Consider the following 14,150-nt stretch of genomic DNA (forward strand, 5'->3'; position numbering starts at 1 on the left):
CTTAGGCGCTGAGTTGGTCTCCCAACAATTCAGCGCCTAAATGTCCCACTTTGACATAAATCAGCGCACCTTCAGCACCAGTAAAAGGCTGGTGCTTGCTCCAGCGTGGGCTGCGTAACCAGCTGCCTTTTGGGTAACTGCCAAACTCGTCCTGAAACACACCTTCGAGTACATAAATTTCTTCACCCCCAGCATGCACATGAGGCTGGAATCTGGTGTTGGGTGCCCAGCGCACTAAGGCTGTGTTGATGCCATCAAACTGATGCAAAGGTAATACTTGCAAACCCGGTACTAAACCTGGCTGCCAGTATTGCTGCTCTGGTCGGAGGCAAAGCTGTTCTGTGTCGCCTTGGCTAAATTGCCAGAGCTTCACCAGTAACAAACAGCCTTCTTTGGAAAAAGGGGCGTGTGAAGTGCCGGGTGGGTTACGTAAGTAAGTACCAACTGGGTAGTCGCCGTATTCATCAGAAAAAGTACCTTCCAATACCAGAATTTCTTCGCCGCCACCGTGTTGGTGTGAAGCAAACTGACTACCGGCTAAATAGCGCACTATGCTGGTAGCTTTGGCTACTTCTGCGCCTATTCTGTCCAAAGGCCTTCTGTGAATATCTTTGGCAGGAGACTCATACCAGAGTGCCTGCTCTGGGGTTTGCACTATGCGCTGACTTAAATCCGTATTGATTTCGGCGCTCATTTGAGTCCAGGGTAATAAGGTCATGGTGTTGATTTATCTCTTGTATTGAGTCGGACAGTAGCCACGATTAATTTCAGGCGATCTTAGCTTTAAATGTTTAGTTGTGCGGCCTGTGGTGCGTTTACGCCATAATTCAAAGCCGCTGCGTTTTAGCTCTTTACGCATCAGCTCAATCAGCTGGTGCTGGTTTAAGCCATATAAATTTTCGATGGCTTCAAAAGGTGTTCTGTCTTCCCATGCCATTTCAATAATGCGGGATAAGTCTTCAGGGCTATATTCAGTATTAAAAGTACTCACGCTATTGTTACTTCTGCTATCAGTCAGATATTTTAAATACGTTGCTTCAGGTTAACCGGACCAATAGTACTACCACTTAGCATAATGATCTTCTGCCAGGCCTTTTACTGCATTCAGTTGTAATTTTGTGCCGTTTTGAAGCAACACAAAGCCCGTATAAAACCCAACATACTGGCGGAAGTTACTGGCCAGTAAGCCAATATTGACCTTTTCCTTACGGCAATACAAAGGCATAAATTCAAGCTGAACTTCGCCGCAGAGACAGCTGACTTGCCAAGGTTTTTTATCGTCTTTGCGATCAAAGACAAAAGATGCAGGGCTTAAATGCTGGATTTGGCCATCAAACCAGAGTGCATTTTCACAAAGCCCGGTTTCGTTAACACCTGCTGCCATATTCAAACCAAAAGCTTTGCCTTCGACCATGGCGTTGATACTGGCCCAGCGCCAACTGGTTTGGCGACGCATAAAACCTGCCGAGAAATCATAACCTGCTAACGCCTGGGTTAAATCCAGAGTTTTGCCCTGAAGTTCGAGTGAGCCTGACACCTTTAAGGCATTGGATTTTTCTGTGTAAGTAAAGCCGTTGTAGCCTGTTGGAGCGTTTAAGGCCAAAGGCATTTGTTGAGCTTTTTCTATAGTTAAATTAGCTTTTAACTCTTTAGTATCAATGCTTAATTGCCAATTCGTTGAGTTGGTTTTTATTGCAACTTTATAAGCACCAAACTGCTGTTTGGCCTCTCCGGAGCAGGGCGAATCACTCATCTGATTACCCAAAGCACCAGGCAATAACAACCCTTTGCTGATAGCCTTGTTGCTGTCAAAGCTATACAAATAAGCAAAACCTGAATTGGCATACCGAATATCAGCAATAGCTACAGCCAGTAACCAGTCAGCACCTGTGACACAAATAAACTGAAACTGCTTGTAGTTAAAATAACGGGCGAGGGCACTGGCCTTTTTGTCCATCAAATTCTGATAAACAAAATCCTGCAAATTAAAATCCACAATTGAGCCGTCAAACAAGCCAAAGGCCGGTTGGCCATTGACTTGGATCAGTTGTTGTGGTGCTTTTGTCAGGAGTGGCTGATAACTGCTCATAATGCTTCTTAGTAAAAACTTTGTTGTACTTTACTGCAAAGCCATCACTGACTGCCAATTAAATCCTTTTGCTGCATCAGCTCTGCCAACTCAGGTAAACAGGCCGGGTCGTCTATAGTGGATGGCACGCTGTAGTTGCTGCCTGTGGCTATTTGTCGTAGCAGTTTACGTAAAATTTTGCCTGAACGGGTTTTAGGTAAACGTTTGACGATAATAGCTTTTTTAAAGCAGGCCAAAGCGCCTATTTCTTGTCGCACCATAGCAACAAGTTCAGCCTCAAGCTGGCTTTCACTGATATCCACGCCATTTTTTACCAGCACCATAGCCAAAGGTTGCTGGCCTTTAATAGCTTCGTAAATACCTATGACACAACATTCGGCCACAGCAGGGTGACTGGCAACTATTTGCTCCATTTCACCTGTGGATAAACGGTGGCCTGCGACGTTAATCACATCGTCAGTACGACCCATGACAAATAAGTAGCCGTCGTCATCTATATAACCACCATCGCCACTGGCGTAATAACCAGGGAAAGTGGATAAATAACCATCAACAAAACGTTCGTCATTGCCCCAGATACTGCTTAAGCAGCCAGGAGGTAAAGGCAGTTTTAGTGCTATAAAGCCTTGCTGATTGGCAGGCACAGGTAAGCCGCTTTCATCCAGAATTTCTACGTTAAAACCCGGTACAGGCACTGTGGACGAACCCGCTTTGGCATTCATGAATTCAAGCCCAGCCGGATTGGCGCTGATAGGCCAGCCTGTTTCAGTTTGCCACCAATGATCGATCACTGGTTTGCCAATCTTTTCGACCACCCAATGGTAAGTAGCAGGGTCAAGTCGCTCTCCCGCCATAAAAATATACTTCAGTGCGGATAAATCATAAGTTTGAAGCGCAGCTTCCGGATCTTCTTTGCGTATAGCGCGAAAAGCCGTTGGGGCAGCAAAGAGCACATTGACTTTATGTTCGGCGCAGACTCGCCAAAAAGCACTGGCATCAGGCGTAAATACAGGTTTGCCTTCGTATAAAACAGTAGTGCAACCAGCGAGCAGGGGCGCATACACAATATAAGAATGACCAACCACCCAGCCCACATCTGAAGCAGCCCAGAATACATCGCCAGGCTTCGTATCATACACAGCCTGCATGCTGTAACTTAAAGCTACAGCATGGCCGCCATTATCCCGTACAACGCCTTTAGGTTTGCCGGTAGTGCCTGAGGTATAAAGAATATAAAGCGGATCTGTGCCAAGCACAGGCACACAAGCAGCAGGTTCTGCCAGTTGCATTTGCTGTTGCCAGTCCAGATCCCGGCCTGCAACTAAATCACAAGGTTGCTGTGCTCGCTGATAGAGAATACTGCAATGCACCTTGTGACTGGCTTTTTGTAAAGCTTCATCCAGCATAGGCTTGTAGGCAATAATGCGGTTAATTTCGATGCCACAGGAAGCGCTGATAATGAGTTTGGGCTCTGCATCATCAATACGCATCGCCAGCTCATGCGAGGAAAAACCACCAAACACCACAGAATGCACTGCGCCTAAACGGGCGACTGCCAACATAGCTATGGCCGCTTCTGGGATCATCGGCATATAAATTACTACCCGATCGCCTTTTTCCAGGCCATTGGCTTTGAGTACTCCGGCAAAAAGCGCCACTTGGTCCCACAGTTGTTGGTAGCTGTATTTTTTGCTGGTGCTGGTAACAGGAGAATCGTAAATCAGTGCCGTTTGATTACCACGACCTTGTTCAATCTGATGATCCAGCGCCATATAACAGGTGTTCATCACGCCGTCGCTAAACCATTGGTAATGATGTTGATCGAGCTTTTTTAAGATAGTGGCTGGCTTTTGATACCAGGCCAGTTTGTTGGCCTGCTCTTCCCAGAACTGCTGCGGAGCTGTTTTTGCGAGCTCGCTATGCTGCTGATAAAGCGATGTGCTTGGTGTCATAGAGCTACCCTGTCTGTTTTTAGTTATAGCTGTGCTTTTATTATCGCCTTACTTTAGCGAATTATGATGTAAAGCGAACTTAGACTTAAGGTGCATAGACTTTAGGTGTAGCCGAAAATGCGATCGAACTACTTGAATAAATGCATCTCGCCCGGAGCCATCCGTGAAGTGATGTCTCTTTTTGTCGTATTAAGGTCTGATACGACAGAGTGAAAAGCAGTAGATTAGCTGTAAGGGAGAAATCTATGACAAAACACTTGGTCTTTTTTATCGCGGACGGTTTTCAGCCTCTGGATCTGTTTGGTCCGCTGGACACCTATCTGGAAACCAATTCTATAGTCCCAAATGCCTATCAGGCTGTATTAATGGGACTGCAGGCAGGACCTGTAAAAAGTGCTTCGGGTGCAGTGGTGATGGCTGAAGTTGGTTTAGCTGACACTTTGGCTATTGATTACCTGATTATTTGTGGCGGCTCTGGTATGCGTCAGTTGGCACTGAAAAGTGAGCAGCAACAAAAGCTAAGAACATTGGCAGATAAAGCAGATAAAGTTCTGAGCATTTGTACTGGCGCCTTTATTCTGGCCAAGCTTTATCAGGACCGCAGCTTCACTCTGACAATCTGCCTATGGATAAAATTGCTGCTATCGCAGGTTTTGCCAGTTACGACAGTTTCCTAAGGGCTTTTGCTGCTCATTTTGGCGTTTCGCCTTCGTTTTCCCATCAGAATAAGTGAAAACAAATGAAACATAAGTTAGCCGCTTTTTGGCTGCTTTTTTGTGTGCAGGAAGCTCAGGCTTTAAGTGGTGAAGAGTTAAAGTTGTGGCGGCAAAGTAACAGCGAATACCGCAAGTAGTTTATTGATCTTTACCATGAAAGGTCGCAGCTGTCAGTCAGTAAGTTGAAGTCTACTTTGGGGATTATTGTCTTGAAGCTAACTCTGTGTTTCCAACTGTTTACCCGACTATCTAAATGAAAGCACTGAGCGAGGATGTTAGCAGTATTCAATAACAAATGGATAAAAGCTGACCTCATGTAAAGAGGCCAGCTCAAATCAATTTAATCGTAATTATTGTGTGGCTTTCGCTGATAAAGCGGTATTTACTGACTGGTCTGCACCATCCTGCTTGTGACGAGAATGATATTTTCCTACAGGTAGTGTATTGATTACTGAAGCATTCACCATTCTTGCTACAGGCACATAATCAGTAGTCGCGGTAGTGATGGCAGTGCTTATAATATCTGCAATCAGATTACCGCTATTACCAGAAGTGTTAATCACCACGACGTTCTGATAATTCCACAACGACTCGCCAGAAGATGTAGACACCAAATCGAATTCGGCACCTACAGTCACATTGCCACCAGTGACGAAGTAATTGGTATCCCATTGATTAATAGTGACAAAAAGTACAGCATCAGCGCCGAACATATGCTTAAACTTATCAGGACTTACATCTCGGAGCTGAGCACCATCTACGATCCCTTCCTGTTGCAGCAGCATAGCTGACAAGGGGATAGGTAGAACGTAATAACCTGCTTCAGCCAAAGGCTGGGCAATAGTAGTGGAGTACAGATCCGGTGCGTCTGCTGCAGTTGATTTATTCACTGCAGGCACTACCAATACAGACAATGGCGCAGCATCATACATCTTAGGGAAAGCTTCTTGCTTGCTGACAATTTTGTGCGTCGCACAACCTGATAGCATGAGTGCAGCTAGCACCAGAATACTTTTAAATGGAGTTTTCATTTGTTCAGCCAGCCTTATTCATTTTATTCAACATTGCATCAATCAGTTGCGCCGATTCAGGAAACAGAGCTTTTTCTTGCTGTAAGTAAGCTTGTGCCTCACCAACGTTATTCATTTGAAGTTCTAATGTCGCCAGCTCAGCGTAGATGCCAGGAGGTATTTTTTTGTTCTCTTTAGCTGCGTTCGCGATGATATCTAACAGTTCTTGCTTATGTTTTTCGCGAGTTTCGTCAGAGGGTTCGTTCTTATGGTTATAAGCCGTCTCTGAATAGTCACCCCAATGATAAATAGATTTATTAGTGCTGGCGCATGCAGACACACCAACAACACAAACCAAAATTAGTGCTTTCTGTAAACCATTTTTCATGGAACTCTTACCTCAAATACGTTGCCATTTGTGACATAAATTTTTCTTTTCACCAGAACCTGCGAGCCCCTTCTGATTTCGACCTGATGACTACCAACACTTAAATCAAACTTTGCTACTGCTTCGCCATCTAGTTTAAATGTATCAGCATCATCCAGTTGCACTGTGGTGGAATCATCAAGAACCAGAGTGGTGCCCTGAATGTTGCCACTCAGTTGCAAGTAGGCTTTATCGTCTACTTGTTTAATCTCGGAAAAGCTCGTGCTACAAGCAGACAAAAAAAGAGAAAAAACCAAACAAATCATATATTTCATTTAATTACACCTTCCCTTCTTCACGCACTACCACTTTGCTGATGCTTTGCTCGTTGATCGAGCCCGAAACCAGTTCACACACCGACAATTCATCACTACCCTGACCAACAAAGCCTGTGACTCGTAAAGTTGCCACTTTCTGTCCGGGTAAATTAATGAGCATTCCTGTTTGTGGGTTTTTGACTTGCTGACCAGGACTGACGACGTCAAACGTATCATTCACTTTGATACCTTGAGCAGAGCCACCAGTCATCAAAAATTGACTGCCTTGCTTACTGATCAAATAGGCTTGCCATGGAGAATCTAATAAATTCTCGGAGATATTGCTAACCAACTTTGAAATAGCAGCAGATAAAGCCTTGTCGTTGATTGAAGTATCATAAGCTGCGCGCTCACCAACACCCATCACTGAGTTAGCTTCAACCCGTGCTTCACCTGTAGCTTCCTCTGAATACATGATTTGTCCGGTTTTTGTGTTAACTAACCGGACATTCACCGTGGCTGTAGCTGTCTGAATTTTATTCCGGCTAAATACGCCAACCTCACTATTTGTGGAACGACCAAATTCGGAGACTGAACCGACAATTAAAAAATCAGAGCCTGCAGTTTGGACTTGCTCACCTTTGAAGGCGTTTTCACTGATTACTTTATCCAAATCGGCACGCTCAAGCATGATGAACTTGTTAGTTTCAGTAAGACGTGCAGCGAGAATATCCGAGGCTTGTTTCCCCAACCTATCGCCATTCTGCTCCAACAAAAAGGCATTACCCCTTTTTGTTTCATCAGAAAAACGGGCTATTGCCACCACTCGTTTTAACGAGAGTTCAGGAGCTTGGCTAAGCACTGGGCTGATAGCAGGTGTTGCCGTAGACAAAGAATTAACAGAACCACGCGTCGCCGAAGTACAGGCTGTTAAAACAGCCAAACTAAGCAGCACGATAGGGAGTGCAATTTTTTTCATCATTTCCTCATGAATTGTAATAAATTCTTAAAAGGTTCAAGAAATTCAATATGCAAGGATAGATAACAACGCAAAAGGCAGGACAAAGAATGATTTAATCCATTAAATCGCAGAAGTTATAACTACACTTGAGTTATCCAAGTATTAGTACCTGAAAGTACTGACTGGACTGTAACTAAAACTATAATTAATTAAAAGACATATGTAAAAATATAACGGCGTAAAAACAAAAGGGCACCAATGTTAGCTGATGCCCTTTATTCACAAATGCTCTCAAAACTCTTAGCCAAAGTAATTGATGTTGCAGCCAGGCGACACTCTTTGGCTTGTATTCGAACGCGATACGGGCGGGGGCAAGCCCCGCACCCTACAGCAAGTACGAAGGCTAAAATCAGACTTGAAGGTAATCTAATATACCCTCAGCGGCCTTACGGCCCTGGGCTATAGCTGTGACTACCAGGTCTGAGCCTAATACCATATCGCCACCTGCGAAGATTTTTTGCTGGTTGGTCTGAAGTGGGTAAGTGCTTTTTTCGCTGGCTACTACGCGGCCTTTGTCATCGAGCTCTACACCCATATCTTTTAACCACTGTGGTGGGCTTGGCTGGAAACCAAAAGCGACAATCACAGCATCCGCTTCTAATACCTGCTCTGAACCTGGCACAGCTTCGGCGTTACGGCGGCCTTTGGCATCGGCTGCACCCATAGCTGTAGTGACTACTTCGATACCACAGGCATGGCCTTCGTCGTTTAACTTAATGCCAAGTGGCTGCAGGTTAAACATAAATTCCACACCTTCTTCACGGGCATTTTGTACTTCTTTGCGTGAACCCGGCATGCTGGCTTCGTCGCGGCGGTAGGCTAATGTGACTTTGCTGGCACCCTGACGAATAGCGGTACGCACGCAGTCCATAGAGGTGTCACCACCGCCTAATACCACTACTTTTTTACCGGCCAGATTTACATACTGGTGTTCTGTCTGCCAGCCCATCAGATGGTTGATATTACCAATCAGATAAGGCAAAGCTTCATAGACACCAGGGGCTTTTTCGTTAACCAAACCACCTTGCATTGGGGTGTAAGTCCCTAACGCCAGAAACACAGAATCGTATTCCTGCAGCAGGCTGTCAAAGCTGACATCCACACCGACTGTGGTATTTAAACGGAACTCAATACCCATAGCAGTGAAGATTTCACGGCGTAATTTCAGTACATCTTTTTCTAGTTTAAAAGGCGGAATACCAAAGGTCAGTAAGCCACCAATTTCCGGATAACGGTCAAATACCACTGGGGTAACGCCATTACGGATCAGTACGTCAGCACAAGCTAAACCCGCAGGGCCTGCGCCTATCACGGCAACTTTCAGGCTGGTTTTGACTACGGCTGATAAGTCCGGCCGCCAGCCCATTTCAAAGGCTTTGTCGTTAATGTACTTTTCAATAGAACCTATGGTGACTGCACCAAAACCTTCGTTGATGGTACAGGCGCCTTCGCACAAACGATCCTGCGGGCAAACCCGGCCACAAACTTCAGGTAAGCTATTGGTTTTATGCGACAATTCTGCCGCTTCAATAATCTTGCCTTCGTTGGCCAGCTTCAGCCACTGCGGAATATAGTTATGCACAGGGCATTTCCATTCGCAGTAAGGGTTACCACAGTCCAGACAACGGTCAGCCTGACCTGAAGCTTGCGTGTCTGTCATAGGCTGATAAATTTCTACGAACTCAATGGTCCGCTCACGGTGTGACTTCTTTGGTGGGTCAACCCGCTTTACGTCGATAAATTGATAAACATTCTGTGCCATAGTTGCCTCCCTTACATCGCCTGAACCCGCAGCTCATCGGAAGAGCGTGCGCGGTGACCAAGCAAGGTATTGACGTCACTTGTTTTGGGTTTAACCAGTTTGAACTTGCTTAAGTAGTTGTTGAAATCCGTCAGGATCCGGTGCGCTTTTTCGCTGCCGGTGGCCTCAACGTGTTGATGCAACAAGCTACGTAAGTGTTCCTGCAGAATTGGTGTGCTGACATCCAGCGCTTCCACCAGTTCAGGGTTCACCCGTAGGCATAAGTCATCCTGTTCATCTAATAAATAGGCAAAACCGCCTGTCATACCAGCACCAAAGTTCACGCCGGTCTGACCTAATACCATCACTACACCACCAGTCATATATTCACAGCAGTTATCGCCTGTGCCTTCTACAACCACTATGGCGCCTGAGTTACGTACGGCAAAGCGCTCACCAGCTCGGCCAGCAGCGTAGAAACGGCCGCCAGTTGCACCATATAAACAGGTGTTGCCTGCAATAGTGGCGTCGTCTTTGGCGTAGCTGACTCCCTTAGGCGGGAATATGGCAATTTGGCCACCTGTCATGCCTTTACCTACATAGTCGTTGGCATCACCTTGTAAGGATAAATGCAAACCACCAGCGTTCCAGACACCAAAGCTCTGGCCTGCAGTACCTATGCAGTTAATCACAATAGGGTCTGTTGCCATGCCCTGATTGCCATGATGACGGGCAATAAAACCAGACAATGCAGCACCGACTGAGCGGTCTGTATTGCGGATAGGCACAGTTAAGCGGCCACCGGTTTTATGCACAACCATCTCTTTGCAGCGTTTCACCAGTTCCTGGTTTAAGGCGCCATCGTCGAACGGGTCGTTGTTTTGTACGCAGAACAAGGATTTATCTGATTTGACGCCAGAGGCCAATAAAATTGGGGTCAGATCTAATTTCAGTTGTTTCTGCGTTTGGCCTTCGCGCACCGATAACAAGTCAGTACGGCCAATCAGTTGCTCTAACGAAGTAACACCCAGTTCAGCCATCAGCTCACGCACTTCATGCGATAAGAACTTAAAGTAGTTCATTACCATTTCTGGTAAGCCGTTAAAGTGGTCGCGGCGTAAGGTCGCATCCTGAGTCGCTACACCTGTCGCGCAGTTATTCAGGTGGCAAATCCGTAAGAATTTGCAGCCTAAAGCCACCATAGGGCCAGTACCAAAACCAAAGCTTTCAGCACCTAAAATAGCGGCTTTGACGACGTCTAAACCGGTTTTCAAGCCGCCATCGACCTGCAGCCGAACCCGGTCACGTAAACCGTTTTCAACTAAGGCCTGATGCACTTCCGCTAAGCCCAGCTCCCACGGCGAACCTGCGTATTTAACTGAGGTTAGCGGGCTTGCACCTGTGCCACCGTCATACCCTGATACGGTAATTAAATCGGCATAGGCTTTAGCCACACCGGTCGCAATAGTACCGACGCCTGGTTCAGATACTAATTTCACTGAAATCAGTGCTTCAGGGTTGACTTGTTTTAAGTCAAAAATCAGCTGAGCCAAATCTTCAATTGAATAAATATCGTGATGCGGCGGTGGTGAAATTAGTGTGACACCAGGCACCGAATAACGTAAACGAGCAATTTCAGCTGTGACTTTTTCACCAGGCAACTGACCACCTTCACCCGGCTTAGCACCTTGGGCTACTTTGATCTGAATCACTTCAGCGTTCACCAGATAATGTGGTGTGACACCAAAACGACCTGAAGCCACCTGCTTAATTTTGCTGTTTTTCTCAGTACCAAAACGGCGTGGATCTTCACCACCTTCACCTGAGTTAGAACGGCCACCTAAACGGTTCATCGCTATAGCTAAAGCTTCATGAGCTTCAGGGCTTAAGGCGCCAATAGACATAGCCGCGCTGTCAAAACGCGGATAGAGCTGCTCAGCAGCTTGCACTTGCTCCAAATCGACCGGAGTGGCATTGGCTTTGTTTAAGCTGAATAAGTCGCGTAAATGCGCTACAGGGCGCTGATTCACAAAGTCGGAATAAACTTTGTAATCGGCATATTTGCCACTGCGTACAGCTTTTTGCAGGCTTTGCACTACATCAGGGTTATAAGCGTGGTATTCGCCATCATGCACATATTTCAGCTGGCCACCGTGATTCAGTGGTTTGCGTTTTAACCAGGCACTGTTGGCGCGTATTTGCACGTCTTGCTGGAAGTCAGCAAAGTCGGCACCCTGAATACGTGAAGGTAAATCAGGGAAACACAGCTTCATCACGTTCTGGTTAATACCTACAGCCTCAAACAGGTTCGAACAGCGATAACTCGCTACAGTCGAAATACCCATTTTTGACATGATTTTGTACAGGCCTTTATTGATACCTTTGCGGTAATTCAGCACGGCCTGACGGGCCGTCATATTCAGGCTGCCTTTTTCCACTAACTGCTCGATAGTTTCATAAGCAAGGAATGGATAAATACCTGTGGCTCCTAAACCGACCAGCACAGCAAAGTGATGCGGATCACGAGTGGTTGCGGTTTCGATAATAATGTTCGAGTCGCAGCGTAACTGGTTATCCACTAAAGCGTGATGCACTGCGCCCACAGCCATTGCAGCCGGAATAGGGATCAAGCCTTGTTCGATACGGCGGTCTGTTAAGATCACCAGCACTACTTTGTCTTCACGCACCACACGCACTGCTTCAGCACAAACACGGCGCACTGCAGCTTCCATATCTTCGTCGTTAGGATCGAAGTTCAGCGAAATAATATGGTGTTTGTAGTATTTCTCGTCAGCCGCTTTTAACTGTTTTAAATCGCTGTACATCATCACAGGCGATTCAAACTGAATACGGCGGGCATAGCCTGCGGTTTCGCTGAACACGTTATGTTCACGGCCTATGCTGGTCGCCAGCGACATGACATGAGCTTCACGTAATGGATCTATAGGTGGGTTAGTGACCTGTGCAAACAACTGACGGAAATAGTCGTAGAAAGTACGGGTTTTTTGCGACAACACAGCCATTGGCGTATCGTCGCCCATAGAACCTACAGCTTCCTGACCGTCTTTCGCCAGTACTGTTACTACCTGTTCAATTTCTTCATAGCTGTAGTTAAACAGCTTATGGAACACCATCATCTGATCGTCAGTAAAAACTCGTTTGCCTATTAAGTCAGTTTCAAACTGCTCGTAAGGCACTAAACGTTGCACGTTAGTGGACAACCATTTGCGGTACGGGTGGCGAACCATTAAATCCTGGTCAATTTCTTCTGAGCGCCAGATTTTTCCTGTCTGCGTATCCACAGCCAGCATTTCGCCCGGGCCAACGCGGCCTTTTTCCTGCACTTCATCAGGTGTGTAATCCCAGATGCCAACTTCAGAAGCCAGCGTGATTAATTTATCTTTGGTAATAACAAAGCGGGCAGGGCGTAAGCCGTTGCGATCTAAGTTACAGGCCACATGCTGACCATTGGTCATAACAATACCGGCAGGACCATCCCAGGGCTCCATATGCATGGAGTTAAACTCGTAGAAGGCTTTTAAGTTATCGTCCATCACTTTGTTGCCTTGCCATGCTGGCGGCACCAGCAAACGCATAGCACGGAATAAATCCATACCACCGGCCAACAGCAATTCCAGCATATTGTCTAAAGAGCTGGAGTCTGAACCCGACTGGCTGACAAAAGGTGCAGCAGTTGGTAAGTCAGGTAACAAAGGCGACGAAAACTTATACTGACGGGCGCGGGCCCATTGTCTGTTGCCTGTAATGGTATTAATTTCGCCGTTATGCGCTAAAAAGCGGAATGGCTGAGCCAAAGCCCAACGTGGCATAGTGTTAGTAGAGAAGCGTTGGTGGAATACGCAAATGGCGGTTTCCATCCGAACGTCTGCTAAGTCCAGATAAAAACGCGGCAGATCTGCCGGCATCATCAGGCCTTTAAATACGGTCACCAGACAAGAAAAGCTTGGGATATAAAAATCCGCATCATCTGTCAGCTGCTTTTCGATACGGCGTCTGACCATATAAAGGCGACGCTCTAAATCGTGTTCGTTCCAGCCTGGCTGGGCACTGACAAAAGCCTGCTTAATCTGAGGCATAGAAGTGAGTGCTAAATCACCCAGCACTGATGTGTCCGTTGGCATATCACGCCAGCCGACTAATGTCAGTGTCTCACGGGTAATTTCCTGTTCAATAATAGCGCGAGCCAGTTCGGCCTTCACCGGATCCTGACTAAAGAAGAATATACCCACCCCATACTTTTTGCCCAAAACCCAGCCTTTCTCCTCTGCAACTGCACGGAAAAAACTATCGGGTTTTTGCATTAACAGGCCACAACCATCGCCTGTTTTCCCATCCGCTGAAATTCCACCCCTGTGCTGCATGCGGTCTAAACCGCTAATAGCAGTGCGCACAATACGGTGGCTGGCGACGCCTTCTAAATGAGCGATCAGACCAAAGCCACAGTTCTCTCTTGCCTGACTGTGGTGATACAACGCCATGACTCTTCCTCCAACCTGTCCTGTATAAAATAAATATACCCTTAGTTTATGAAGCTGCCGCTTGATTAACTGTGCTCTATCGCCCGAATGACATAGCAAGGCTATGTTGGTAAGAGCTCTATTACTGGTCAGTTAGCGTTAACTTCAATAGATGCTGGGTAAAAATGTTAAATTTATGAATTATTATTCTTGTATTTGGCGTTTTTATCCCTGAAAGAAAACAACAGCTCTGCTTTCAGTCAGTTAGGTGGTCCGCATAGTTGTTTTTATGGCGTTTAGACGTCTATCCATAAATAACCAGTTAGATATACCCAGTTCAGGCAGAAATTGCAAGACCAGTCTGGCGCATTTAACCGACTATTTTGTCTGAGGCTGTGAATAAGCAGGTTTGTAATTAAATTACAGAAATAAGGCTTTTTTGTGGCTTTTGGCTAGTGT

Annotated in this window: 11 protein-coding genes; 1 reads left to right on the forward strand and 10 read right to left on the reverse strand. The window is 46.1% G+C overall.

Annotated features, from left to right (window positions below; all coding sequences use genetic code 11):
- Position 1: 1 nt before the first annotated feature.
- From LSG37_RS07030 to LSG37_RS07045, 4 genes are all read right to left on the reverse strand, one after another.
- Complete coding sequence (locus LSG37_RS07030) at positions 2-718, reverse strand: cupin domain-containing protein (RefSeq protein ID WP_436286416.1); 717 nt, start codon at positions 716-718, stop codon at positions 2-4.
- A gap of 9 nt (positions 719-727) precedes the next feature.
- Positions 728-991 carry a TIGR03643 family protein gene (locus LSG37_RS07035; RefSeq protein WP_233079213.1) on the reverse strand — a complete coding sequence of 88 codons (264 nt, stop codon included), beginning with the start codon at positions 989-991 and terminating at the stop codon, positions 728-730.
- Between the two features lie 69 nt (positions 992-1,060).
- Positions 1,061-2,089, reverse strand: a complete 1,029-nt coding sequence (locus LSG37_RS07040) for a DUF2804 domain-containing protein (RefSeq protein ID WP_233079214.1) — start codon at positions 2,087-2,089, stop codon at positions 1,061-1,063.
- A gap of 44 nt (positions 2,090-2,133) precedes the next feature.
- On the reverse strand, positions 2,134-4,041 hold the full coding sequence (locus tag LSG37_RS07045; RefSeq protein ID WP_233079215.1) for a propionyl-CoA synthetase: 1,908 nt from the start codon (positions 4,039-4,041) through the stop codon (positions 2,134-2,136).
- A 245-nt stretch (positions 4,042-4,286) separates the two neighbouring features.
- Here LSG37_RS07045 and LSG37_RS07050 point away from each other — a divergent pair, with 245 nt between their 5' ends.
- The gene (locus tag LSG37_RS07050; protein WP_233079216.1) at positions 4,287-4,718 is read left to right on the forward strand and encodes a DJ-1/PfpI family protein; all 432 of its coding nucleotides are present in this window, start codon (positions 4,287-4,289) and stop codon (positions 4,716-4,718) included.
- A gap of 389 nt (positions 4,719-5,107) precedes the next feature.
- Here the strand turns inward: LSG37_RS07050 and LSG37_RS07055 are convergent, their stop codons facing one another.
- The 6 genes from LSG37_RS07055 to gltB all read right to left on the reverse strand — a co-directional run bounded on the left by LSG37_RS07055 (position 5,108) and on the right by gltB (position 13,712).
- Positions 5,108-5,788, reverse strand: a complete 681-nt coding sequence (locus tag LSG37_RS07055) for a GNA1162 family protein (protein WP_233079217.1) — start codon at positions 5,786-5,788, stop codon at positions 5,108-5,110.
- Positions 5,789-5,792: 4 nt separating this feature from the next.
- Positions 5,793-6,155 carry a DUF4810 domain-containing protein gene (locus LSG37_RS07060; protein WP_233079218.1) on the reverse strand — a complete coding sequence of 121 codons (363 nt, stop codon included), beginning with the start codon at positions 6,153-6,155 and terminating at the stop codon, positions 5,793-5,795.
- Complete coding sequence (locus LSG37_RS07065; RefSeq protein WP_233079219.1) at positions 6,152-6,469, reverse strand: hypothetical protein; 318 nt, start codon at positions 6,467-6,469, stop codon at positions 6,152-6,154. The genes LSG37_RS07060 and LSG37_RS07065 overlap by 4 nt, the downstream gene beginning before the upstream one ends.
- A gap of 4 nt (positions 6,470-6,473) precedes the next feature.
- Entirely contained in the window at positions 6,474-7,430 is a 957-nt protein-coding gene (locus LSG37_RS07070; protein ID WP_233079220.1) for a CsgG/HfaB family protein, read from the reverse strand.
- A 391-nt stretch (positions 7,431-7,821) separates the two neighbouring features.
- Positions 7,822-9,234 (reverse strand): FAD-dependent oxidoreductase, encoded by a 1,413-nt coding sequence (locus tag LSG37_RS07075; protein WP_233079221.1) that lies wholly within the window; start codon positions 9,232-9,234, stop codon positions 7,822-7,824.
- A gap of 11 nt (positions 9,235-9,245) precedes the next feature.
- Complete coding sequence (gltB, locus tag LSG37_RS07080; RefSeq protein WP_233079222.1) at positions 9,246-13,712, reverse strand: glutamate synthase large subunit; 4,467 nt, start codon at positions 13,710-13,712, stop codon at positions 9,246-9,248.
- Between the last annotated feature and the right edge of the window lie 438 nt (positions 13,713-14,150).

This window comes from Rheinheimera soli, assembly GCF_021290985.1.
Taxonomy (GTDB): Bacteria; Pseudomonadota; Gammaproteobacteria; order Enterobacterales; family Alteromonadaceae; genus Pararheinheimera; species Pararheinheimera soli.

What these genes read in the sequence shown, in the direction of transcription:
- LSG37_RS07030 (WP_436286416.1), bottom strand. Translation starts at nt 718, where the DNA reads ATGACCTTATTACCCTGGACTCAAATGAGCGCCGAAATCAATACGGAT.
- LSG37_RS07040 (WP_233079214.1), bottom strand. Translation starts at nt 2,089, where the DNA reads ATGAGCAGTTATCAGCCACTCCTGACAAAAGCACCACAACAACTGATC.
- LSG37_RS07045 (WP_233079215.1), bottom strand. Translation starts at nt 4,041, where the DNA reads ATGACACCAAGCACATCGCTTTATCAGCAGCATAGCGAGCTCGCAAAA.
- LSG37_RS07050 (WP_233079216.1), top strand. Translation starts at nt 4,287, where the DNA reads ATGACAAAACACTTGGTCTTTTTTATCGCGGACGGTTTTCAGCCTCTG.
- LSG37_RS07055 (WP_233079217.1), bottom strand. Translation starts at nt 5,788, where the DNA reads ATGAAAACTCCATTTAAAAGTATTCTGGTGCTAGCTGCACTCATGCTA.
- LSG37_RS07060 (WP_233079218.1), bottom strand. Translation starts at nt 6,155, where the DNA reads ATGAAAAATGGTTTACAGAAAGCACTAATTTTGGTTTGTGTTGTTGGT.
- LSG37_RS07065 (WP_233079219.1), bottom strand. Translation starts at nt 6,469, where the DNA reads ATGAAATATATGATTTGTTTGGTTTTTTCTCTTTTTTTGTCTGCTTGT.
- LSG37_RS07070 (WP_233079220.1), bottom strand. Translation starts at nt 7,430, where the DNA reads ATGAAAAAAATTGCACTCCCTATCGTGCTGCTTAGTTTGGCTGTTTTA.
- LSG37_RS07075 (WP_233079221.1), bottom strand. Translation starts at nt 9,234, where the DNA reads ATGGCACAGAATGTTTATCAATTTATCGACGTAAAGCGGGTTGACCCA.
- gltB (WP_233079222.1), bottom strand. Translation starts at nt 13,712, where the DNA reads ATGGCGTTGTATCACCACAGTCAGGCAAGAGAGAACTGTGGCTTTGGT.